The 21,855-nt window shown below is 70.0% G+C and carries 17 protein-coding genes; 12 read left to right on the forward strand and 5 right to left on the reverse strand.

The window, feature by feature from the left end; all coding sequences use genetic code 11:
- The first annotated feature begins 22 nt into the window (after positions 1-22).
- The 6 genes from KFLA_RS11360 (at position 23) to rodA (ending at position 12,056) form a co-directional block, all read left to right on the forward strand.
- Positions 23-6,151, forward strand: a complete 6,129-nt coding sequence (locus KFLA_RS11360) for an RHS repeat-associated core domain-containing protein (protein ID WP_012919930.1) — start codon at positions 23-25, stop codon at positions 6,149-6,151.
- 196 nt (positions 6,152-6,347) lie between these two features.
- A complete protein-coding gene (locus tag KFLA_RS11365; protein WP_012919931.1) occupies positions 6,348-7,373 on the forward strand; it encodes a rod shape-determining protein in 1,026 nt (341 codons plus the stop codon).
- 10 nt (positions 7,374-7,383) lie between these two features.
- Positions 7,384-8,304, forward strand: a complete 921-nt coding sequence (mreC, locus tag KFLA_RS11370; protein ID WP_012919932.1) for a rod shape-determining protein MreC — start codon at positions 7,384-7,386, stop codon at positions 8,302-8,304.
- A 1-nt stretch (position 8,305) separates the two neighbouring features.
- Complete coding sequence (gene mreD, locus KFLA_RS11375) at positions 8,306-8,839, forward strand: rod shape-determining protein MreD (RefSeq protein WP_012919933.1); 534 nt, start codon at positions 8,306-8,308, stop codon at positions 8,837-8,839.
- Complete coding sequence (gene mrdA, locus KFLA_RS11380) at positions 8,836-10,890, forward strand: penicillin-binding protein 2 (protein WP_012919934.1); 2,055 nt, start codon at positions 8,836-8,838, stop codon at positions 10,888-10,890. The genes mreD and mrdA overlap by 4 nt, the downstream gene beginning before the upstream one ends.
- On the forward strand, positions 10,887-12,056 hold the full coding sequence (rodA, locus tag KFLA_RS11385; protein ID WP_012919935.1) for a rod shape-determining protein RodA: 1,170 nt from the start codon (positions 10,887-10,889) through the stop codon (positions 12,054-12,056). The genes mrdA and rodA overlap by 4 nt, the downstream gene beginning before the upstream one ends.
- Before the next feature lie 23 nt (positions 12,057-12,079).
- Here the strand turns inward: rodA and KFLA_RS11390 are convergent, their stop codons facing one another.
- Complete coding sequence (locus KFLA_RS11390; RefSeq protein WP_012919936.1) at positions 12,080-12,460, reverse strand: winged helix-turn-helix transcriptional regulator; 381 nt, start codon at positions 12,458-12,460, stop codon at positions 12,080-12,082.
- Between the two features lie 96 nt (positions 12,461-12,556).
- Between KFLA_RS11390 and KFLA_RS11395 the strand changes: the two genes are divergently transcribed.
- A complete protein-coding gene (locus KFLA_RS11395) occupies positions 12,557-12,970 on the forward strand; it encodes a RidA family protein (protein WP_012919937.1) in 414 nt (137 codons plus the stop codon).
- A 49-nt stretch (positions 12,971-13,019) separates the two neighbouring features.
- Here the strand turns inward: KFLA_RS11395 and KFLA_RS11400 are convergent, their stop codons facing one another.
- Positions 13,020-13,472 (reverse strand): Lrp/AsnC family transcriptional regulator, encoded by a 453-nt coding sequence (locus tag KFLA_RS11400; RefSeq protein WP_012919938.1) that lies wholly within the window; start codon positions 13,470-13,472, stop codon positions 13,020-13,022.
- A 111-nt stretch (positions 13,473-13,583) separates the two neighbouring features.
- On the opposite strand from KFLA_RS11400, the gene KFLA_RS11405 reads away from it, so the two are divergent.
- Both KFLA_RS11405 and KFLA_RS11410 read left to right on the forward strand, forming a co-directional pair.
- Positions 13,584-13,994, forward strand: coding sequence for a DUF2000 domain-containing protein (locus KFLA_RS11405; protein WP_012919939.1), 411 nt, complete (start codon positions 13,584-13,586; stop codon positions 13,992-13,994).
- 54 nt (positions 13,995-14,048) lie between these two features.
- Entirely contained in the window at positions 14,049-15,122 is a 1,074-nt protein-coding gene (locus tag KFLA_RS11410) for a winged helix DNA-binding domain-containing protein (protein WP_012919940.1), read from the forward strand.
- Between the two features lie 21 nt (positions 15,123-15,143).
- On the opposite strand, the gene KFLA_RS11415 is transcribed toward KFLA_RS11410, so the two are convergent.
- Entirely contained in the window at positions 15,144-16,127 is a 984-nt protein-coding gene (locus KFLA_RS11415) for an asparaginase (RefSeq protein ID WP_012919941.1), read from the reverse strand.
- A 94-nt stretch (positions 16,128-16,221) separates the two neighbouring features.
- Between KFLA_RS11415 and pcaD the strand changes: the two genes are divergently transcribed.
- Together pcaD and KFLA_RS11425 are read left to right on the forward strand one after the other, a co-directional pair.
- On the forward strand, positions 16,222-16,980 hold the full coding sequence (pcaD, locus tag KFLA_RS11420; RefSeq protein WP_012919942.1) for a 3-oxoadipate enol-lactonase: 759 nt from the start codon (positions 16,222-16,224) through the stop codon (positions 16,978-16,980).
- 101 nt (positions 16,981-17,081) lie between these two features.
- Complete coding sequence (locus KFLA_RS11425) at positions 17,082-19,013, forward strand: TIGR03960 family B12-binding radical SAM protein (protein WP_012919943.1); 1,932 nt, start codon at positions 17,082-17,084, stop codon at positions 19,011-19,013.
- Positions 19,014-19,016: 3 nt separating this feature from the next.
- Here KFLA_RS11425 and KFLA_RS37895 read toward each other — a convergent pair whose 3' ends face one another.
- A complete protein-coding gene (locus tag KFLA_RS37895) occupies positions 19,017-20,180 on the reverse strand; it encodes an HAD-IA family hydrolase (protein WP_012919944.1) in 1,164 nt (387 codons plus the stop codon).
- A gap of 98 nt (positions 20,181-20,278) precedes the next feature.
- Between KFLA_RS37895 and KFLA_RS11440 the strand changes: the two genes are divergently transcribed.
- A complete protein-coding gene (locus tag KFLA_RS11440; protein WP_012919945.1) occupies positions 20,279-20,827 on the forward strand; it encodes a hypothetical protein in 549 nt (182 codons plus the stop codon).
- A gap of 9 nt (positions 20,828-20,836) precedes the next feature.
- Here KFLA_RS11440 and KFLA_RS11445 read toward each other — a convergent pair whose 3' ends face one another.
- Complete coding sequence (locus KFLA_RS11445) at positions 20,837-21,823, reverse strand: GNAT family N-acetyltransferase (RefSeq protein WP_012919946.1); 987 nt, start codon at positions 21,821-21,823, stop codon at positions 20,837-20,839.
- Between the last annotated feature and the right edge of the window lie 32 nt (positions 21,824-21,855).

The raw sequence follows: 21,855 nt of genomic DNA on the forward strand, positions 1-21,855 counted from the left end.
GAACCCTGAGATGAGGCCAGGAATGCACCATCGCACGCAGTGGCACCGCCGCGCGGTGCCGGTGATCGCGGGACTGTTGAGCATCGCGCTGACGGTGCCGGCCCAGGCGGCCGAGGCCGCGCCAAGCCCTCCGGCAACGTCGGTGGCACCGCCGGCGCAACGCGTCCCGTCCGTGCCCGGACAGGCGTTCACGCCGGCGGCGGTCCCCGACAAGCCACGACCGAGCACACCGATGCCGAGAACAGCCTGGCCAACAGCCGGCACCGCGGATGTCAGCGTGCCCCGCGCCGGCGCGGCTGCCGTCCGGGCCGGCGCGCTGCCCGTCCGGATCGGGGCGCCGCGCGCGACCGGTGACGCCGTACCCGGTCAAGTACGGGTCCAGCTCCATCCAGGGCGCGAAGGCGAGCTGCGATTCGCCCTCCGCCGCTCCGACGCCCACGCGGCCGGTGCGCGACCGGCTGCAGGCACCGTGCGGGTCACTGTCGACTACAGCGCGTTCAAGGACGTGTACGGCGGTGACTGGGCGGCCCGGCTCGCAATCGTGCCGGAGCGGCCCGACCCGCGGGTGAAGCCCGTCGGCAACGACGTCGACGCCGGCACCGTCTCGGCTGAGGTGCCGGTGGACGGCACCGCGCGGACCTTCACCGTGACGTCCGCTTCCAGCGGTAGCACGGGCGACTACCGTGCGACCTCGCTGGCACCGTCCGCTCAGTGGCAGGTCTCCAACTCTGGCGGGGGCTTCACGTGGAGCTACCCGTTCCGGACACCACCGGTCCCGGGTGGACTGGCTCCGGACCTGGCGGCAACGTACTCGTCGCAGGCCTCCGACGGACGCACTGTCGCCACCAACAACCAGTCGTCGTGGCTGGGGGAAGGCTGGGACCTGTCGCAGGGTTTCATCGAGCGCTCCTACAAGGCGTGCGCGATCGACCTCGGCGGCAACAACGGGCAGACCAAGACCGGCGACCTGTGCTGGGAGACCACCAACGCCACGATGTCGTTCGGCGAACAGTCCGGTGAGCTCGTGCTGGACAACGGCGTCTGGCACCCCAAGGACGACGACGGCACGAGGGTGGAGCAGCTCACCGGCGCGGTGAACGGCGACGACAACGGGGAGTACTGGCGGATCACCACCACCGACGGCACGCAGTACTACTTCGGCCTGAACAGGCTGCCCGGCTGGGTCAGCGGCAAGGAGACGGCGCAGTCCGCGTGGACAGTACCGGTGTTCGGCAACGACACCGGCGAACCGTGCCACCAGGCCACCTTCGCGGCGTCGGCCTGCCAGCAGGCGTACCGGTGGAACTTGGACCATGTCGTGGACCCGCACGGCAACACCATGAGCTATTTCTACGGCGTCGAGTCCAACGCCTACGGGCAGAACCTGGGCGCGACCAAGGCGACGTACGTGCGTGGCGGTGTCCTGCAGCGGATCGACTACGGCACCACCAAGGCAACCGCGTACGGCGGTGCGCCGGCCCGGGTGGTCTTCAGCAGTGCCGACCGCTGCGTACCGGGGCAGAACTGTGCCACGCAGAGCACTGGTCCGGCCTGGCCCGATGTGCCGTGGGATCTGCAGTGTGCGAGCGCCACCTGCCCCGACAAGGTGTCGCCGACCTTTTGGTCCGCCAAACGGCTTGCGAGTGTGACCACCCAGGTATCCACCGGCAGCGGCGGCTACGCGGACGTGGAGCGGTGGAACTTTGCCCACAGGTACCTGGCGCCCGGCGACGGCACCGCCGCCGGTCTGTGGCTGGACAGCATCGGCCACAGCGGACTCGTCACCGGCACCGACGTGACGGCAAGCCCGGTCAGCCTGCCGGCCGTCAAGTTCACGCCGACCCTGCTCCCGAACCGAGTGGACACACCGACCGACGGCATGCCGGCGCTCTACAAGCCGCGGATCACCTCCGTCACCACCGAGTCGGGTGGGGAGATCACCGTCGCCTACGCCGCCCCGGACTGCACACCGGTAGCCGTACCGACGGCCGCGGACAACAACGGCAAGCGCTGCTACCCGGTCAAGTGGACGTTGCCTCCCGAGCTGGAGCCCCGGGACAACTGGTTCCACAAGTACGTGGTGGCGTCCACCACCGAGCACGATCTGGTCACCGATGCCAAGGACGTGGTGACCTCCTACGTCTACGAGGGGTCAGCCGCCTGGGCCTACGACGACAACCCGCTGATCGAGGCGAAGTACCGCACGTGGTCGCAGTGGCGTGGCTACGAGAAGGTCGTGGTGGTGAAGGGAGACGGTCGGCAGGAGCCGGACGCGCCGCGCTCAGCCACGCGGTACCAGTATTTCCGCGGCATGCACGGCGACCGGCTCGCCTCCGGGGGCAGCAAGGCGGTGAACGTCGTCGACACGACCGGCGCCGCCGTGGCCGACCTCGAGCCGTACGCCGGCTTTCTCCGCGAGCAGGTGACCTACAACGGCGTCGGCTTCGGTGAGGTGAACGCCGAGATCCACGACCCGTGGTCCCGCCTCACCGCCACCCAGGGCAGCGACAAGGCCTACCAGGTCGAGGACGCCAAGGTTCGCACCCGCACTCCGCTGGCTGCCGGTGGCGTGCGCCGGACCGAAGTCTCGACGACGTACGACCAGTACGGCAACGCGACGCAGGTCAACGATCTCGGAGACGTGGCGACCGCCGCGGACGACCGGTGCACGACCACGACGTACGTGCACAACACCCAGGCCATGCTCGTCCGCCTGCCCAGCGCTGACCGGACCGTCGGGGTGGCGTGCGGCGCGACTCCGTCTCTGCCGGCCGACGCGATCGAGGAAACCCGCACGTCGTACGACGGCGGCGCCTTCGGAGCGCAGCCCGTGCGCGGTGACGCGACCCGGACCGAGCAGGCGAAGTCGTACAGCGACGGAGTCGCCGGCTACGTCACGACCGGCACGACCGGGTACGACGGCTTCGGCCGGCCGATCGAGCAGCGGGACGCGCTCAACCGGTTGACCAGGACCGAGTACACCGACACCTTCGGGCTCACTACCCAGGTCAAGCGCACGAACCCACTCGGCCACGTCAGCACGGAGACCCTGACGCCGTCCTGGGGCTTACCGGTCAAGCAGGTCGACGCCAACCTGCGCAGCACGACCCTGCGCTACGACGCGCTCGGTCGCCTGACCAAGGTCTGGAAGCCCGGCCGGGACGTCGTGCTGCAGACACCGCACCTGCACTACGAGTACGGCGTACGCCAGAGCGGTGGGCCGAACTGGATCAAGACGCTCACGCTGAAGGCCAACGACAACCAGGTGGCGTCGTACAGCCTGTTCGACGGATTCCTGCGCGAGCGGCAGACGCAGGCGCCGAGTCCAGCGGGCGGCCGCATCCTGGCGGACGTGCTGTACAACAGCCGCGGCCTGACGTCGGTCAGGCGGCCGGGCTACTACAACGCGGACTCGTCACCCGGCACGACGTTGTACATGCCGGATGCCGGGGCGGTACCGACGGCGATGGTGCTCACGTACGACGGCGCCGAGAGGACCGTCACCGAGACGTACGCCAAGTTCAACGTGGCGCAGTGGACGACCTCCACGACGTACGGCGGCGACCGGGTCACTGTGCTGCCCCCGGAGGGCGGCACGCTGACCACCACGGTCTCGGACGCGCGTGGCCGGGTGACCGCCAGGCTGCAGTACCAGGGTCGGACGACCACGAGCGAGGCCGACAGCACGACGTACGGGTACACCAAGCGTGGCGACCTGTCTCGGATCACTGATGCCGCCGGCAACAGCTGGCGGTACGGGTACGACGTGCTCGGCCGGAAGGTGCGCGCGGACGACCCCGACAAGGGGATCACCGAGCTCACGTACGACGACGCCGGTCAGCTGGTGAGCACGAAGGATGCCCGCGGGCGGGTCCTGACCTCGACGTACGACGACCTCGGTCGCCGAGTGGAGGCGAAGCTCGGCTCCGGCACGGCCGTGGCCAGCTGGCTCTACGACACTCTGTCCAAGGGCTCGCTGACGGCTTCGACCCGCCACGTCGGCACGGACACCTACGTGCGAGCGGTGACCGGCTACAACCTTGCCGGGCTCCCGACAGGGGAGAAGGTCACCGTCCCGACCGGTCCGCTCGCCGGCAGCTATGAGACGACCGTCAGCTATGCCGCCGACGGCAGTGCGAAGTCGACCCGGCTCCCGAAGCTGGGAGACTTGGCTGCGGAGAGCATCGCCTTCCAGTACGACGACCACGGGCTGCCGGACACGACGACCGGTCTGCTGCCCTACGTCACGGACACGGAGTACACCGGTCTCGGCCAGGTGACGCAGCTCGAGCTGGGTGCGGACGCCCGGAGGTACTGGCGGACGATGACGTACGAGGAGGGCACTGGCCGGCTGGCCGAAGTCAGGACCGACAAGGAGCTGAACGGCTCGGTCCTGCTGGACATGCTGACGTACAGGTACGACCAGACAGGCAACGTGCTCCGGAGCAGCGAGGCGATTCCGGGCGTTCCGACCGACACGCAGTGCTACCGCTACGACCATCTTCGGCGCACCAAGGCCGCATGGACGGCGACGGACGAGTGCGCCGCCGCGCCATCGAGCTCTGTCGTCGGGGGCCCGGCGCCGTACTGGCAGGAGTTCAGCTACGACCTGATCGGCAACCGGACCAAGCTCGTCGACAAGGGAGTCGGCGGAGCAGCCGATGCGGTCACCACCTACACCTACCCGACCGCTGGCGACGGCGTGGACCGGCCCCACGCGGTGACGTCGGTGACCACCGGCTCCACCGCGGCCCAGATCAGCTACGACGAGGCGGGTAACACGGTCAGCCGGCCCGGTCCGGCCGGCACTCCGCAGACGCTCACCTGGGACGACGAGGGTCTGCTGGCCTCCGTCGGCGACACGAAGTACCTGTACGACGCCGACGGCAACCAGTTGATCCGTCAGGACGAGGGCTCGGCGACCCTGTTCGTCGGCAGCGGCGAACTGACCGTCACCACCGCGACCGGCGCCGCCCAGGGGACCCGCTACTACGACGGCATCGGCACCCGCACCGCCGCCGGCTTCACCTGGACCGTTGCCGACCGCCACGGCACCGCCCAGCTCGGCATCACCGACGCCACCCAGAAGGTGACCCCACGCCGCTTCGACCTTTTCGGCAACCCCCGCGGCACCAGCACCGGCTGGACCGGGGGCACCCGGGCCTTCGTCGGCGGCACCCCCAACCCCGGTACCGGCCTCACCCGCCTCGGCGCCCGCGAGTACGACGCCGAACTCGGCCGCTTCCTGTCGGTCGATCCCGTCATCGACCCCGAAGACCCCCAGCAACTCAACCCCTACGCCTATGCCAACAACAGCCCAGCCACCTTCACCGATCCCGACGGCCTCCTGCTCTTCGAGGGCGACAGCGGCCGCTCCTACAGCAACCAGGCAGCCGTCAACAATGCGGCGTCGAAGAAGAAGTCGAAGCCGAAGCCGCCGGCATCCCGCGCCAGGTTCAACGACTTCGGTGCCTCCTGCAAGGGGGACAGGTCCGGCTGCCAGGCCGCGAAGCGTAACTCCGCGCGAGTAGTTCCCCGCACCATGAATCTGTGTTCGATCGGTCGCTGCACCACAGCGTCCGGGAAGAACATCGTCAAGGAGTGGCTCGGCGACAACATGACTCCCGACTTCCTCGCCAAACTCACCCAGTACGCCAACGAGGCGGGGGTGGATCCGCAATTGTTGCTGGCCATCCTCATCACCGAAAGCGGGGATGACCACGCCGGTGTGAAGGATGACAACAACATCTACGTCCAGAGCGTCGGCTTGGCGAACATGCAGCTGGACGCGTTCCTGCGCGCGCAGAAGTTCTCCGGCGGGGCGATCGATTACGGACTGCGGGACACTCGCGGGCTGACCGACCGAGGCAACATCCATCGGTCTGTCAAGGCCGCCGCTTATTACATCGGATTTCTCGAGGACCGGTTGAACAAGACGAGGAGTGCCAGTCCGATGAACAGGTACGTCAGCCGGGAGCAATCCATCCGGGTCGGCTACAACATGGGAATTGGCGGTGTGACGAAATCAACCGACTGGATGACAGCTGTGGCAACTCTCAATCGCCGGCCTCAGGGAGACCCGGCGAATGTGATCCGCGTGTTCGACGAAGCCTGGACCGTTTCAGCAGGCTTACTTCTGGCGGGACGGTAGCTGCCGTTGCGGCACCTCGGCGGGCGCGCAAGGCCCTGACATGAGCTTGCGGAAGCTGCGGAGTGTCTGACTTCACTCCGTAAGGGGACCGATACACTCTGTTCCGGACGGACGGAGTCGTGTCGGTCCCCGGGTGGCGCCTGGTCCGCGCTTAGCCTGTGATCCCGGGACCCGAGCAGCGGGAGGGGCGCCTGCGATGGCGAACAGCATGCTCGGCCGCGACATGGCGGTCGACCTCGGCACGGCGAACACCCTGGTCTACGTGCGGGGCCGCGGCGTGGTGCTCAACGAGCCCTCCGTGGTCGCGATCCGGACCGACGAGCCGCGCGAGGCGGTCGCGTTCGGGCACGAGGCGAAGAAGATGATCGGCCGGACGCCGGGCAACATCACCGCGATCCGGCCGCTCAAGGACGGCGTGATCGCCGACTTCGACGCCGCCGAGCAGATGCTGCGCTACTTCATCCAGCGGGTGCACCGGCGCCGGTACTTCGCCAAGCCGCGGATCGTGGTCTGCGTGCCGTCGGGCATCACCGCGGTCGAGCAGCGTGCGGTCCGCGACGCCGGCTACATGGCCGGCGCCCGCAAGGTCTACATCATCGAGGAGCCGATGGCCGCCGCGCTCGGCTCGAACCTCGAGGTTCGCGACGCCACCGGCAACATGGTGGTCGACATCGGCGGCGGCACCACCGAGGTGGCGGTGATCTCGTTCGGTGGCATCGTCACCAGCCAGTCGATCCGGGTGGCCGGCGACGCCATCGACAAGGCGGTGGTGAGCTACTGCAAGAAGGAGTTCTCGCTGATGCTCGGCGAAGCCACCTCCGAGCAGATCAAGATGACCATCGGCTCGGCCTTCCCGACCGCCGACGGTCCGGACTCCGAGATCCGCGGCCGGGACATGGTGTCCGGCCTGCCGCGCACCGTGAAGGTCTCCTCGGCGAGCATCCGGCAGGCGATCGAGGAGCCGATCACCGCGATCGTCGACGCGGTCAAGGCCACCCTGGACAAGACTCCGCCCGAGCTGGCCGGCGACATCGTCGACCGCGGCATCGTGCTGACCGGCGGCGGCGCCCTGCTGAAGGGCATGGACGAGCGGCTCCGGCACGAGACCGGCATCCCGATCCACGTCGCCGAGAACCCGTTGGACGCGGTGGTGCTCGGCGCCGGCAAGTGCGTCGACAACATCGAGACGCTGAACCGCATCCTCGTCACCGACGGCCGCTGAGGCCTTCACCATGCTCAAAGACCTCGGCACCCCCGCGAGAGGCCTGGTCCGTTCGGCCGGGCTGCCGCGCGAGATCCGCCGCCGCCGGACCGTGCTGGCGCTGGTGGTGCTGGCCGCCTGCACGCTGATCGTGCTGGACGCGCGCCGCTCGGTCAGCTCACCCGTGGAGCCGCTCCGGCACGCCGCCGCGGCGGTTTTCGGCCCGTTGGAGTCCGGCGCGACGTCGGCCCGGCAACCTGTGGACAACCTCCGCGACCGGTTCGCCGAACTGGATAGATTGCAAGCAGAGAACGAAAAACTCCAAGCGGACAACGCGAAACTCACCAGTGAGCTCCGGACCACCGACTACGCCCGCAAGCGCGCCGCCGAGCTGGACCGCCTGCTGAAGCTGGCTCCGGCGTTCACGATGACGCCGGCCCGGGTGATCGGGATCGGGGCCGCGCAGAGCTTTCACCACACAGTGACCATCGATGCCGGAACGGCGGACGGAGTGCGGCCGGACATGACAGTACTGAACGGGGACGGGCTGGTGGGTCGCGTCGTGCGGGCCACCGACGCGACCGCCACGGTGCTGCTGATCGGCGACCGCAACTCCACCGTCGGCGGCCGGCTGAACTCGACGCTGGCGCTCGGCTTCGTCTCCGGCCGCGGTGAACCCGGCGGCACGCTCGACTACCGGCTGGTCGACCAGCGGGCCCGGCCCAAGGCCGGCGACCGGATCGTCACCTGGGGATCGCGCGGCAACGCGCCGTACGTGCCGGGCGTGCCGATCGGCACGATCACGTCGGTCACGCCGAGTCCGGGCGCGCTGGGCACCACCGCCACGGTGAAGCCGTTCGTCGACCCGACCCGGATCGACACCGTCGGCGTGGTCACCGGTCCACCGGCCCGGGCGCCCCGCGCCGTGCTCACGCCGGCGCAGGAGCGGTGAGATGATCCCCCTCCGGTACGGGCTGGCCGCGCTGTTCCTGATCCTCGCGGTCACCGTGCAGACCTCGATCCTGCCGCACCTGGCCGTCGCCGGAGTGACGTGCGACCTGGTGCTGATCGTCGTGGTCGGCCTGGCCCTGGCCCGCGGGCCGGAGTGGGGCGCGATCACCGGGTTCGCCGGCGGACTGCTGCTCGACATCGTGCCGCCCGCGGACCACACGGCCGGCCGGTGGGCGCTCGCGCTCGCCCTGAGCGGCTACCTGGCAGGCATGATCCGGCGCGAAGCCTCGGCCGCGCCGGTCGGCCCGGTCGGTGCCGCCGGCACCGTGGTGCTCTCCGCCGCGCTGTCCCTGCTGGTGTACTCCGCCACCGGCGCGGTGCTGCACGACCCGACCGTCGACTGGAGCCAGTTCGGCGTCCGCCTCGGCATCGCCGCCGGGTACGACGTGGTCGCCGCGATCGTGGTGATTCCGCTCGTGCTCTGGACGATGCGCCGGCTGCTGCCGGCCCGGGAGCGCCGCCGGGTGCTGTCATGAGCTCCGGCAGCTTCGACCCGGCCCCGCTCCAGGCGCGTCTGCGGCTGTTCGTCATCGGGGTGCTGGTCTTCTCCCTGTTCCTCACCCTGTTCGCCCGCCTCTGGTACATGCAGGTCCTGTCGTCGGAGGACTACTCCCAGGCCGCCACGAAGAACCACACCCGCGAGGTGCTGATCCCGGCGCCGCGGGGTGCCGTCGTCGACGCCGCCGGCCGCACGCTGGTCGGCAACCGGGTGTCGCTGGTGATCACGGTCGACCGGTCGGTGCTCGCGAAGCTGCCCGACGCGCAGCAGCAGGCGATGCTGGACCGGCTCGCGAAGGTGCTCGGCCAGAAGCCGGCCGACCTGCGGGCGCGCACGATGCTGTGCGGTGAGCCCGGGGCGTCCAAGCCACCCGCCTGCTGGAACGGTACGCCGTACCAGCCGATCCCGGTCGCGAAGGACGTCAGCGCGCAGGTCGCGATCGAGGTGATGGAGCGCCGGGAGGACTTCCCGGGCGTCGGCGCCGAGTCGGCCACCCTGCGCGCGTACCCGGCGCCGTACGGGGTGAACGCGGCGCACGTCGTCGGCTACCTCTCGCCGATCACCACTTCCGAGCTGGACGAGCTGGACAAGTCCGGCCAGGACTCCGTCCCGCACCGTTCCGACCTGGTCGGCCGCGCCGGGCTCGAGCGGACGTACGACGCGATGCTGCGCGGCACGCCCGGCGTCAAGAACGTCGTCGTCGACGCGATCGGTTACACCACCGGCGTGGAGAAGCAGACCTCGCCGGTGCCGGGCGCGACCCTGGTGACCAGCATCGACGCCCGGATCCAGGCGGCGGTCGAGAAGGAGCTGCGCAGCGCGATCCTGACCGCCCGCAAGCAGTACGACAAGATCACCAAGCGCAACTACGTCGCGGACTCCGGGGCAGCCGTGGTGATGGACACCAAGACCGGTCAGGTCGTCGCGATGGCCAGCTACCCGACGTACGACCCGCGCGTCTGGGTCGGTGGAATCTCGCAGCGGGAGCTGGACGCGCTCTACTCGCCGGCGTCGGGCACGCCGCTGCTGTCCCGCGCGTTGCAGGGTCAGCTCGCGCCCGGGTCGACGTTCAAGCCGATCACCACGGCGGCCGCGATGGGCGCGGGGTACGGCCCGAAGACCCGGCTGGACTGCACGTCGTTCTTCGAGGTCGGTGACCGCAAGTTCAAGAACTACGAGTCCGCCTCCTACGGCATGATCGGCTTCGACGAGGCGCTGGCGCTGTCCTGCGACACCTTCTTCTACCGGATCGCGTACGACCTGTGGCTGAAGGAGGGCGGCGACTCCAGCAACATCGACGCCTTCGACCCTCTGGTGGAGATGGCGAAGAAGTTCGGGCTGGGCCGGCCGACCGGGGTGGACCTGCCCGGCGAGGCGGCCGGCCGGATCGCCGACCGGAAGTGGAAGAAGCAGTACTACGACGCCCAGAAGGACTACTACTGCAAGCTCGCCGAGCGGCCGCCGGCCGGCACGTCGGCGTTCCTGAAGCAGTTCTCCCGGGAGTTCTGCGTCGACGGCTACCGCTACCGCGCGGGTGACGCGGTGAACTTCGCGATCGGCCAGGGCGACACCACCCTCACCCCGGTGCAGCTGGCCACGGTCTACTCCGCGCTGTCGAACGGCGGCATTCTCTGGGAGCCCCGGGTGGCCAAGAAGCTGGTCGGGCCGAACGGCAAGGTCCAGCCGGTGCCGGCCAAGATCTCCGCCCGGCTGCCGGTGCCGGCGACGACCTTGCGGTACATCGATCGCGCGCTGCAGGAGACAGTCCGGACGGGGACGGCGGCCTGGAAGTTCAACGGCTTCCCGCTCGACCGGGTTCCGGTCCGCGCCAAGACCGGTACGGCCGAGGTCTACGGCAAGCAGACCACCTCGTGGCTCGCGTCCTACACCGACCGCTACGCCGTGGTGATGATGATCAGCCAGGCCGGAACCGGTTCGGGCGCGTCGGGTACGGCCGTGCGGCGCATCTACGAAGCCCTCTACAACCTCAAACCCGCGGCACCGCCGGCGAAGCAGGCGACGCCATGAGCCTGTTGACCGGGATGCCTGCGGTCCGGGCCCGGCTGGACCGCCGCTCGGCTCTGTGGCAGGCCGACTGGGTGCTTGTCCTCGGGGTGGTCGCGCTGGCCGCGATCGGCGCGTTGCTGATCTGGTCCGCGACCCACCAGCGCAGCTCGCTCACCGGCGGCAACGAGCACGCCTACCTGGTCCGGCACGCGCTGAACTTCGCCATCGGTTCCGTGCTCGCCGTCGGCGCGGCGCTCACCGAGCACCGCCGGGTCCGCATCTTCGCCCCACTGCTGTACGTCGCGTCGCTGGTCGGGCTGATCCTGGTCCTGGTCCCGGGCGTGGGTGCGGTGATCAACGGCTCCCGGTCGTGGATCGAGCTGCCCTGGCTGTCGGTCCAGCCGAGCGAGTTCGCCAAGCTCGCGGTGATCGTCGGCATGGCGCTGCTGATCGCCGAGAAGGGCGAGACCAACCACCGGGAGAGCGCCCGGACCGTCGACGTCGCGCAGGCGATCGGCGTCGCCGCGGTGCTGGTGGTGCTGGTGATGCTGCAGCCCGACCTCGGCACGGTGATGGTGCTCGGCTCGATCGTGTTCGGCATCATCGCGGTGTCCGGTGTGCCGAAGCGCTGGATGCTCGGCCTGGTCAGCGCGGGCACCGTGATCGCGGCGCTGGCGATCCAGTTCAACGTGCTCAAGGAGTACCAGCTGGCGCGCTTCGTCGCGTTCGCCGACCCGTCCCAGGACCCGCAGGGCATCGGCTACAACGTCAACCAGGCCCGGATCGCGATCGGCAACGGCGGCGTCTTCGGCCAGGGTCTGTTCCACGGCTCGCAGACCCAGAACGCCTTCGTGCCCGAGCAGCACACCGACTTCGTCTTCACCGTCGCCGGCGAGGAGCTCGGCCTGATCGGCGCCGGCGCGATCATCGCGCTGTTCGTGCTGATCCTGTGGCGTGGGCTGCGCATCGCCGTCAACGCCCGCGACGCGTTCGGTCGCCTGGTCGCCACCGGCGTCGTCTGCTGGTTCGCCTTCCAGGCCTTCGAGAACATCGGCATGACGCTCGGCATCATGCCCGTCACCGGCCTGCCGCTGCCGTTCGTCTCCTACGGCGGGTCCTCGATGTTCGCCGGCCTGCTGGCCATCGGCCTGCTGCAGAACATCCACCTCCGGTCCCACCAGGTCTGACCGTCAGCCGGAAACTCGTCCGGTCAGCCGTCGAACCGGCGGCGGGCGGCCTCGATGTGGCCGAGGTACTGATGGGTCCAGTCGCACATCCCGCTGACGGTCTCGCGCAGGGCGCGGCCCGGTTCGGTGAGCGTGTACTCGACGCGCGGGGGCACGGTCGGGTGGACGCACCGCTCGACCAGGCCGTACCGCTCCAGCATGCGCAGGTTCTGGGTGAGCATCTTGTGGCTGATGCCCTCGACCTCCCGGCGCAGTTCGCTGAACCGCAGCGTGCGGTCGTCCAGCAGTTCGATGATCAGGAACGCCCACTTGTTGGCGATGTCGGAGAAGATCTCCCGCGCCAGCGAGTCCGCGCGGGTGAGATCGGCGTCCTCGGGGGCGCCGCTGTACTGCTTGATCACCATCTGGTTCCCCGGTCACTGAAAAGTGCGTTCTTCCCTGGCGCTCCACACTCTCCTACAGTTCCTGAGTAACCACAAGAGAGTTAGGAAGGTCAGTAGATGCCCATCACCGTGATGAACCCCGCCGGACTGCCCGAGATCGACCTGTACCGGCAGGTGTCGGTCGCGACCGGCTCCCGGCAGATCTACGTGGCCGGCCAGGTCGCCTGGGACGCCGACGGAACGCTGGTCGGTGCAGGAGACCTCGCCGCCCAGGTGGAGCAGGTGTACCTGAACCTCGGCACCGCGCTCGATCAGGCCGGCGCCACCTTCGACGACGTGGCGAAGCTGACCGCGTACCTGGTCGACTGGACCCCGGACAAGATGCCGGACTTCCTCGCCGGCGCCGCCCGCGCGTTCGCCAAGCTGGGAGTCAGCCCTGTCCCACCGTTCACCGGGATCGGCGTCGCGGCACTGGCCGAACCGGGACTGCTGGTCGAGATCGAGATCGAGGCCGTCGCGGTCCTCGCCTGACCTCGTACGGCGTACCGGAAGCCGGCGTGCGGCGTACAGGGGGAGGCCATCAGCTGAGCGGCATCACGGTGGTGCGGCGGTGGTGCTCGAACACGACCGAGCTGCGGATGTCACCGATCTCCTGCCGCTTGGCCAGGTGCAGGACGAGATCGCGCAGCGCCTGGGTGTCCTTGACCGCGACGTGGGCCAGGAAGTCCGAGGCGCCCGACACCATGAACATCTCCAGCGTCTGCGGCAGGCTCTGCACGTAGTCCTGGAACGCGGTTGCGACCGCCATCGCCTGCGGGCGCAGCTTGATCGAGATGATCGCCTGCGTGGACCGGTCGATCGCCTGCAGGTCGACGGCCGCGTGGTAGCCGCTGATCACGCCGCGGTCCCGCAAGCCGCGGATCCGCTCCAGGCAGGTCGACGGCGCGATGCCGAGCTCGGCGGCCATGTCGCGGTTGGTACGGCGCGCGTCGTTCTGCAGCATCCGGAGCAGAGCCGTATCAAGTTCGTCCATGCCGACCAGTTTGCCCCGTACGCCGAATTTCGTTCGGTCCGGCGTTCACCAGACTGATCGATTGGCTAGCTTTCTGGGCGTTGTATCGGGCACACGAAAGGGAATCAGGCCATGCTGGCGAACAAGATGGTGGTCGTCGTCGCCGCCGAGGCGCCGGTCGGTGTCGCGCTCAACACCGCCGCACTGCTCGGCGTCGCGCTCGGGCATCACCACGACGACGTCGTCGGCCCGTCCGTGACCGACGCGTCCGGAGCCGTGCACACCGGCATGTGCGCTCACCCGATTCCGGTACTGCGGGCGCCGGCTGACCGCCTGCGCGAGCTCCGCGACGCCGCCGCCTCTCGCGGCGGCGTCACCGTGCACGACATGAACCAGGTGGCTCAGCAGTCCCGGACGTACGAGCAGTTCGCGGCGACGATCGGCGGTACGAAGGCCGAGGACCTGGAGTACTTCGGGCTCGGCATCTACGGGCCGCGCGCGGCGGTGGACTCGCTGACCGGAGCACTGGCGCTCTACCGCTGACATCGGCACCCGAAGGCCGCGCGAACTGTCGGAGGCCCTTCGTACAGTGCCCGTATGGAGACGCCGGAACTGCGCCGGGAGCAGGTTCTGGGGCACCGCGCGGTGGTCCAGGCACTGGCCGAGCCTGCTCGCCGGACACAAGACACCCCACTCCTGGGTCTCGGCCTGCAGAACACTCCGCCGGGTTCGGGCGCGATCGGACTCGCCGCGAGAACGCAGCAGTCGTCGGACACGGTGACCGCTCTGTTCGAGCCGGGCGGACCGGTCGCCGTGGTGATGGCTGCCCGCGGCGCGCCGTACGTGGTGAGGCGGACCGACCTGCCGCTGCTGGCCGCCGCTTTGTACCCGCTCGACGCGCAGGAAGGCGCCGAGGTCGACGAGGTCGCCGCGGCGATGCGCGAGGTGGTTCGTGGCGACGCGGTGTCACGGCCGGACTTGAGTGAAGAGCTGAACGGCCGGGTGTCGGACGGCGTGCGGGCGTGGTGTGAGCGGTGCCAGTCGGTTCATGTCCGGGAAAGGCTGTTCCGGAAGGCGACCTTGCAGGCCGGGTTCGAGCTGGACGCGCAGGCGACTCCGACGGTGTTCCGATCTGCGGGAGCGCAGCCGTCAGCGGATCGGGATACGGCCCGGGCCGAGTTGTTCCGGCGCTACGTGCATCTGGTCGGCGTGACCAGCCCGGCGGAGGTCGCGACCTGGCTCGACTACAAAGCCGGCGCCGTCAAGGAGGCGTGGAGCCTGCTCGCCGAGGAGCTGACCGCCTGCCGGATCGAGGGGAAGCGACGCTGGGCCCTCACCGCCGACCTCGAATCGCTGCTGGACGGCCGCCTGCCGAGTACGGCGAAGCTGCTGCCGCCCTCCGACGCGTACCTGCTGGGGGAGCGCTCACTGGTCGTGCCCGACCGCGAGTATCAGCGCGAGTTGTGGCGGGCGGTCGCGAATCCTGGCGCCCTCCTGCTCGACGGCGAGATCGTCGGCACCTGGCGCCACCGCCTCACCGACAACCGCCTCCAGGTCACGTTCTCCCCGTTCCGCCCGCTGTCCGCGGCGGCCAGGAACGCCTTCGACCAAGCAGCCGAGTCTCTGGCCGCCCTCCGGTCCACCGCGGAGGTCACCACCACGTGGCCGTAGGCCTCGACCGTCGGTGCCTGGCTAGATGGCAGGGACGATCCGCCCCACCGAACGTCCTCCGCCGAGGACCTGGACGTGCCGCAGTTCGGCGGCAGGCGTGACGTCCACTCCGCACTTCGCGAGCAGCGTGAGGGCCAGGGCGGTCGTCGCCCGGGGGTTCCCGTCGATGACCTTGACCGCCACCGCGTGACCGTCCGGCGCGGCCATGGCGATCACACCTTCGGCTCCGCCCTTGGCGAGAACGCCGGGCAGGAGGCGCATGGTGTCGGTGTTCAGGTGACCGCGGCCGCCGACGAGTTGCGGGTAGGCACGCATCGCGGCGGCGACCTGGTGCTCCGGGCTGCCGGGCGACGCGGTGGCGAGACGGCCGAAGGCAAGGGCGAGGCCGGACAACGGCATACCGAGCAGGGGAGCTCCGCAGCCGTCGACGGTGACGACATCAATGGTTGCCGCGGTCAACCTCTCGATCTCCGCCTGGATGACTCGCTGCACCGGCGCCGAAGGCTCCAGATAGCCGGCCGCCGGGTCAGCGTCCGCCCCGGCGGAATGGCCGGCGACGGCAGCCAGCAGCATGGCCGCGTGCTTGCCGGAACAGTTCATCCGGACCGCCTCCGGACCGATGCCCTCGGCAATCAAGCGGAAGCGGGTCGGCTCGTCCTCCGGGCGGTCGGGCGGACACCGGAGGGCTGAGCGGTCGAGACCCGCCGACGAGAGCATCCGGTCGACCAGCGCGACGTGCTGGTCCTCGCCGGTGTGGCTGCCGGCGGCGATCGCCGTAGCTCGCTCGTCCAAGGTGGCGCCGGCGACGAGGCAGCCGACCGCCTGCAGCGGTTTGGCCGTCGACCGGGGCAGGATCACCGCCTCCGCATCGCCCGCGGCGTACAGCTGCCTGCCCTCGGGATCCAGCACCACCGCCATCCCGAAGTGCCGGCTCTCCACGAACCCGCTGCGCACCACCGCGGCCAGCTCGACGACGCCATCCAGACCCGGGACACCCTTCGACATGCCGCGGACGCTAGCACTGCGCCGTACGCCGCCCCGTGGGATCCGACGCGGCAGACCTGCCCGCGACCAGCCGGCAGTCCCTAAGGTGGGACCCATGCGACTCAACTACCAGGCAACCGGTCCCGAGGATGCTCCCGTGGTGCTGCTGGCGTCGTCGCTGGGCACCAACCACGCGATGTGGGCGCCGCAGCTCGACGCCCTGTCCGACCACTTCCGGGTCGTCGCTTTCGACCACCGCGGGCACGGCGCGTCCGAGGCGCCGCCCGGCCCGTACACGATCGACGACCTCGGCGGCGACGTGCTGGAGCTGCTCGACGAGCTCGGTGCCGAGCAGGCGTCGTACGTCGGCATCTCGCTCGGCGGCGCCGTCGGCCTCTGGCTCGCGCAGAACGCGCCGGACCGCTTCCACCGCTTCGCGCTGCTCTGCCCGCCAGTCAACCCCGCGGCCAACGCCCAGACCTGGATCGACCGGGCGGCTCAGGTCCGTGCCGAGGGCACCCAGTCGATCACCGAGGCGACGCTCGGCCGCTGGTTCCTGCCCGAGTACGCCGAGGCGCACCCGGACGAGGTCGACCTGATCCGGCAGCAACTGCTTGCCACTCCCGCCGAGGGCTACGCCGCCTGCTGCGAGGCCCTCAGCGCCCTCGACCTCACCCCGGACCTGGGCTCGATCACCGCCCCGGTCCTCCTGGTCACCGCAGAGTCCGACGCCTCCGTGCCACCGGAAACCGTCGTCCCTCTGGCCACCCAGATCCCGGGCGCGCACCTCGAGATCCTTCCCGGCGCCGCCCACCTGGTCACCTGGTCCCACCCCGACACCGTCAACCCCCTGCTGCTGACCCACCTCGGCTGATCACAGGCAGTCGCCGACTGACGTAGTCGGGTGGATGCGGGGGAGCAGGGCGGGCGGCGTTAGGCTGGTAGGCGGTCTGTCCCCCGTAGCGGAAGTATCTGATGACTGTCGAATCGCTGTTCCCCCGCCTGGAGCCGGTGCTGCCGGGTGTGCAGAAGCCGATCCAGTACGTGGGCGGTGAGTTGAACTCGGTCAGCAAGGACTGGGACTCGGTCAGCGTCCGGTGGGCGCTGATGTACCCGGACGCCTACGAGGTCGGGCTGCCCAACCAGGGCGTCCAGATCCTGTACGAGGTGCTGAACGAGCGGGAGCACCTGCTCGCCGAGCGGACCTACTCGGTCTGGCCGGACATGGAGAAGGTGATGCGGGACAACGGCATCCCGCAGTTCACGCTGGACAGCCACCGGCCGGTCCGCGCCTTCGACGTGTTCGGGCTGTCGTTCTCCACCGAGCTCGGCTACACGAACATGCTGACCGCGCTCGACCTGGCCGGCATCCCGCTGTACGCCGTGGACCGCGGCGAGAACGACCCGATCGTGCTCGCCGGCGGGCACGCCGCGTTCAACCCCGAGCCGATCGCGGACTTCATCGACGCGGCGGTGCTCGGTGACGGTGAGGAGATCGTGCTGGCGATCTCCGAGGTGATCCGGGAGTGGAAGGACGAGGGCCGTCCGGGCGGCCGGGACGAGGTGCTGCTGCGGCTGGCCAAGTCCGGCGGCGTCTACATCCCGAAGTTCTTCACCGTCGAGTACCTGCCCGACGGCCGGATCCAGCGGGTCGCGCCGAACCGGCCGGGCGTGCCGTGGCGGACCGCGAAGCACACCGTGATGGACCTGGACGCCTGGCCGTACCCGAAGAAGCCGCTGGTTCCGCTGGCCGAGACCGTGCACGAGCGGTACTCGGTGGAGATCTTCCGCGGCTGCACCCGGGGCTGCCGGTTCTGCCAGGCCGGCATGATCACCCGGCCGGTGCGCGAGCGCAGCATCACCACGATCGGCGACATGGTCGAGAACGGGCTGAAGCAGTCCGGGTTCGAGGAGGTGGGCCTGCTCAGCCTGAGCTCCGCCGACCACAGCGAGATCGCCGACGTCGCGAAGGGCCTCGGCGACCGGTACGAGGGCAGCAACGTGTCGCTGTCGCTGCCGTCCACCCGGGTCGACGCGTTCAACATCACGCTGGCCAACGAGTTCTCCCGCAACGGCCGGCGCAGCGGTCTGACCTTCGCCCCGGAGGGCGGCTCGGACCGGATGCGCAAGGTGATCAACAAGATGGTCAGCGAGGAGGACCTGATCCGTACCGTCGCGGCGGCGTACAGCCACGGCTGGCGGCAGGTGAAGCTGTACTTCATGTGCGGGCTGCCGACCGAGACCGACGAGGACGTGCTGGCGATCGCGGACCTGGCCAAGCGGGTGATCGCCACCGGCCGCGAGGTGTCCGGGCGCAACGACATCCGCTGCACGGTGTCGATCGGCGGGTTCGTGCCGAAGCCGCACACGCCGTTCCAGTGGACCGCGCAGCTCGGCGTCGAGGAGACCGACGCCCGGCTGGCCAAGCTGGGGGCGGCGATCCGGTCGGACAAGAAGTACGCCAAGGCGATCGGCTTCCGGTACCACGACGGCAAGCCCGGCATCATCGAGGGCCTGCTGTCCCGCGGCGACCGCCGGGTCGGCCGGATCATCGAGGCGGTCTGGCGCGACGGCGGCCGGTTCGACGGCTGGAGCGAGCACTTCTCCTACGAGCGGTGGATCGCCTGCGCGGAGCAGGCGCTGGCCGACGAGCCGGTCGACCTCGCCTGGTACACCACCCGCGAGCGCGAGTACGCCGAGGTGCTGCCCTGGGACCACCTGGACTCCGGCCTGGACCGGGACTGGCTCTGGGAGGACTGGCAGGACGCGCTCGAGGAGGACGGCGCGATCGAGGTCGAGGACTGCCGCTGGACCCCTTGCTTCGACTGCGGCGTCTGCCCGCAGATGGGCACCGAGATCCAGATCGGCCCCACCGGCAAGAAGCTGATGCCGCTGTCGGTCGTCTGAGTCCTACGGCGACACGGCGAACAACGCCTCGCTGAGTGACAGTTGGTCGGCGCCGGTGAGCACCAGACCGGCGCCGGTCAGCGTTTCGGCCGGTACGTCCGGGGTGGCCATCGCGACTGTCCGCATCCCGGCAGCCGCCGCGGCGGCGACCCCGTGCGCGGTGTTCTCGACGGCAACCGCCAGCCGGCCGGGCAGGTCGAGCCGGGACAGCGCGAGCTGGTAAACGGCCGGATCCGGCTTGTGAGCGGCCACCTCGTCCCCGGTCACGACGAGGTCGAAGAGGTCGAGCGCGCCCACCCGCTCCAGGTGCCCGGTCACCCAGGACCGCGGCGAGCTGCTGGCGATTCCGACCCGCAGCCCCAGGTCCCGCGCCTCGGCCTGCCAGCTCTCCACGAGTGTGGTCTCGGTGTTTATCAGCAGCCCGTCGAAGTCGAACACCACCGCCTCGAACTCGACCGGCGTCAGCAGCCGCAGCCCGAGCCGGTGGATCTCCCGCGCGGACAACCCGCACCGCGCCAGGTACGCGCGGACCCCGCCGTACCGCTGGTCGACATGGTCGAGCGCACCGAGGATCGTCTCCGGCAGACTGCGCCACAGCAGGCCGGCCGCCGCGCGCTCCTCGTCGGTCCCGGGCAGGGCGGCGATCCGGTCGGGGATGCCGAGCCGGGTCTCGCTCATTGCGTAGTCCGCCGCGATCACGTCCCCCGGCACACCGGCCAGTTCCTGGAGCAGTGCGACCAGCAGCCCGGTCCGGTCCTTGCCCGAGCGGCAGTGCACCACAACCGGTACGTCGAGCGGCACCTCGGCAATCGCCCGGTACGCCTTGAGGATCTGGCCCTGGTTTCGGTCGAGGCTGCCGCGGTAGATGTCGACCATCAGCGGCTCGTCGGCCGGCATCCGCCGCTGGTCCGCGACCGGGTCGATCCAGGGAATCCGCCGGTACGCCGGGTCGCCGTCGAGCGGGTGCGGCTCGGTCATCTCCCAGTCGGAGCGCAGGTCGAGCACCAACCCGGCCCGAACCTGGTGGAACGCCGCCCACCCGGCGTCGTCGAGCTGGTGCAGCGAGTCGGTACGGATGATCCCGGCGCGGGTCGTCCCGCCGTACCGGGTCGGCAGGCCGGCGACGTCCCGGGCGTTGAGGCAGCCGTTCCAGTCCAGATCCGTCACCCCGGTCAGCCTAGGGCGTGCCGATCCGGTCGATCAACGCACGTGCAGGCGCCTTGGCTGGGGGAGAATTGCCTGAAACCTCAAGGGGGAGGCCGTCGATGCGCCGAGAGCTGTCCGTGCCGTTCGAGACCCGCGGGCACCGCGGACTGGTCAACGTCCGGGTGCTGGCCAACGACGACCCGTGGGCGTCGGGCCACCAGCTGGTCGTGCCCGACCTGAACGCCGACGCGTACCGCGGTTTCCCGATCTGTACTGCCACTCTGCGGTACCACGGCTCCGGCCTGAACGCGATCATGGGCTGGGTGCAGCTTGTGCATCGCAGCTTCGACGACCAGCGGTCGGTCGACGTCCTGCCGTACTTCGCGAGCGCCGCGCCGCTCTACATCTACGGCCACCTGCCGACGTTCTTCGACGCACCGGCCAATCCTGAGCACCCGGACGGCGACTGGCGGGCGACGACCTTGCTGGTGATCGCGCCCGACGTGATCCACACCCGCGTCCTGGTCCCGATCGCCGCCTTCACCTGGGGCTACCGCCTCGTCGGCGGCCACGCCGATCCGCTCGACCCCGAGCGCGCCGACCCGGCGGACTGGTCCGGCCACCGCGAACTGCTCGACCGCGGGTACCCGGACTGGACCTTCGGCTGAGCCCAGGACTCAGAGTCCCAGCTGGAAGCTGATCCGGTGGTCGGCGGGGCGGAAGTCGAGCCTGTCGTTGACCGCGATCATCGCGGCGTTCTCGGGCGCGTTCCAGGTGTGCAGCACGGCCGGGTGGTCGAGCCCGGCCTGCAACGAGCGCAGGTTGGGAATCCTCACCGCCCGCCCGAGCCGGCGCCCACGATGCTCGGGCCGAACGAAGGTGTCGTACTGGTACAGCCGGTCCGGCGCCGCGGCATTGCCGCCCATCTGCGTGTACGCCGCGAGCCGGCCGCCGTCGTCGACCGCGACGGTGGTGTGGCAGAACCGGCCCTGCGCGATCCGGCGCGCTTCGCGGTCGAGCAGTCGCTCCGCCGTCCAGCGGGTGATCTCCAGCCCGCGGTCGCCCTGCGGCACGTCGCGGGTCATCGCCGTCAGCGCGTCGGCGAACTCGGCCAGCCACTCCCGCGGGGTGTTCTCCCGCCACTGCACCAGGTCGTACCCCGGCACCTGCCGCTCGAGACCGTCGATCGTGGCGTCGGCCAGCGGAAGCTCCAGGACCTGGTGCAGCTCGCTGTGCTTCCGGGCGAACCCGCGCGCCTCGGCGAACGCCGTACCAGCGCTGGTCCCGGTCACCGGGTCGCCCAGCGCGGAGCCGGACAGCTGAGTGCGGCCGTCCTCACGGGTGCGCTCCTTCACCTCTTCGAGCAGCCGGGTGCCGACGCGCTGCCGACGGAACTGCTGGTCGACGGCGAGCTCGACCTCCACCTGGTGGGTGTTCTCCTGCAGCGACCAGTCGAGCCAGGCGATGCCGAGCCAGGTGTCGCCGTCGACCAGACCGAAGCCGTCGGACCGCTCGTCCGCGTGCTCGGCAGCGAACACCAGCCGGGCCTCCTCCAGCCCGAGCCCGGCCGGAAACTCCTGCTCCGCTTGTCGAACTTCCTCCCGCACCCGGAAGAACCGCTCGAACACCGCGCCGTCCCGCCCGTCCACCTCCACGATCCGCATCCGGCGACCTTCTGGCCTCGGCCGCGCGCCGG

This window comes from Kribbella flavida DSM 17836, assembly GCF_000024345.1.
Lineage (GTDB): Bacteria > Actinomycetota > Actinomycetes > Propionibacteriales > Kribbellaceae > Kribbella > Kribbella flavida.

What these genes read in the sequence shown, in the direction of transcription:
- KFLA_RS11360 (WP_012919930.1), top strand. Translation starts at nt 23, where the DNA reads ATGCACCATCGCACGCAGTGGCACCGCCGCGCGGTGCCGGTGATCGCG.
- KFLA_RS11365 (WP_012919931.1), top strand. Translation starts at nt 6,348, where the DNA reads ATGGCGAACAGCATGCTCGGCCGCGACATGGCGGTCGACCTCGGCACG.
- mreC (WP_012919932.1), top strand. Translation starts at nt 7,384, where the DNA reads ATGCTCAAAGACCTCGGCACCCCCGCGAGAGGCCTGGTCCGTTCGGCC.
- mreD (WP_012919933.1), top strand. Translation starts at nt 8,306, where the DNA reads ATGATCCCCCTCCGGTACGGGCTGGCCGCGCTGTTCCTGATCCTCGCG.
- mrdA (WP_012919934.1), top strand. Translation starts at nt 8,836, where the DNA reads ATGAGCTCCGGCAGCTTCGACCCGGCCCCGCTCCAGGCGCGTCTGCGG.
- rodA (WP_012919935.1), top strand. Translation starts at nt 10,887, where the DNA reads ATGAGCCTGTTGACCGGGATGCCTGCGGTCCGGGCCCGGCTGGACCGC.
- KFLA_RS11390 (WP_012919936.1), bottom strand. Translation starts at nt 12,460, where the DNA reads ATGGTGATCAAGCAGTACAGCGGCGCCCCCGAGGACGCCGATCTCACC.
- KFLA_RS11395 (WP_012919937.1), top strand. Translation starts at nt 12,557, where the DNA reads ATGCCCATCACCGTGATGAACCCCGCCGGACTGCCCGAGATCGACCTG.
- KFLA_RS11400 (WP_012919938.1), bottom strand. Translation starts at nt 13,472, where the DNA reads ATGGACGAACTTGATACGGCTCTGCTCCGGATGCTGCAGAACGACGCG.
- KFLA_RS11405 (WP_012919939.1), top strand. Translation starts at nt 13,584, where the DNA reads ATGCTGGCGAACAAGATGGTGGTCGTCGTCGCCGCCGAGGCGCCGGTC.
- KFLA_RS11410 (WP_012919940.1), top strand. Translation starts at nt 14,049, where the DNA reads ATGGAGACGCCGGAACTGCGCCGGGAGCAGGTTCTGGGGCACCGCGCG.
- KFLA_RS11415 (WP_012919941.1), bottom strand. Translation starts at nt 16,127, where the DNA reads ATGTCGAAGGGTGTCCCGGGTCTGGATGGCGTCGTCGAGCTGGCCGCG.
- pcaD (WP_012919942.1), top strand. Translation starts at nt 16,222, where the DNA reads ATGCGACTCAACTACCAGGCAACCGGTCCCGAGGATGCTCCCGTGGTG.
- KFLA_RS11425 (WP_012919943.1), top strand. Translation starts at nt 17,082, where the DNA reads ATGACTGTCGAATCGCTGTTCCCCCGCCTGGAGCCGGTGCTGCCGGGT.
- KFLA_RS11440 (WP_012919945.1), top strand. Translation starts at nt 20,279, where the DNA reads ATGCGCCGAGAGCTGTCCGTGCCGTTCGAGACCCGCGGGCACCGCGGA.
- KFLA_RS11445 (WP_012919946.1), bottom strand. Translation starts at nt 21,823, where the DNA reads ATGCGGATCGTGGAGGTGGACGGGCGGGACGGCGCGGTGTTCGAGCGG.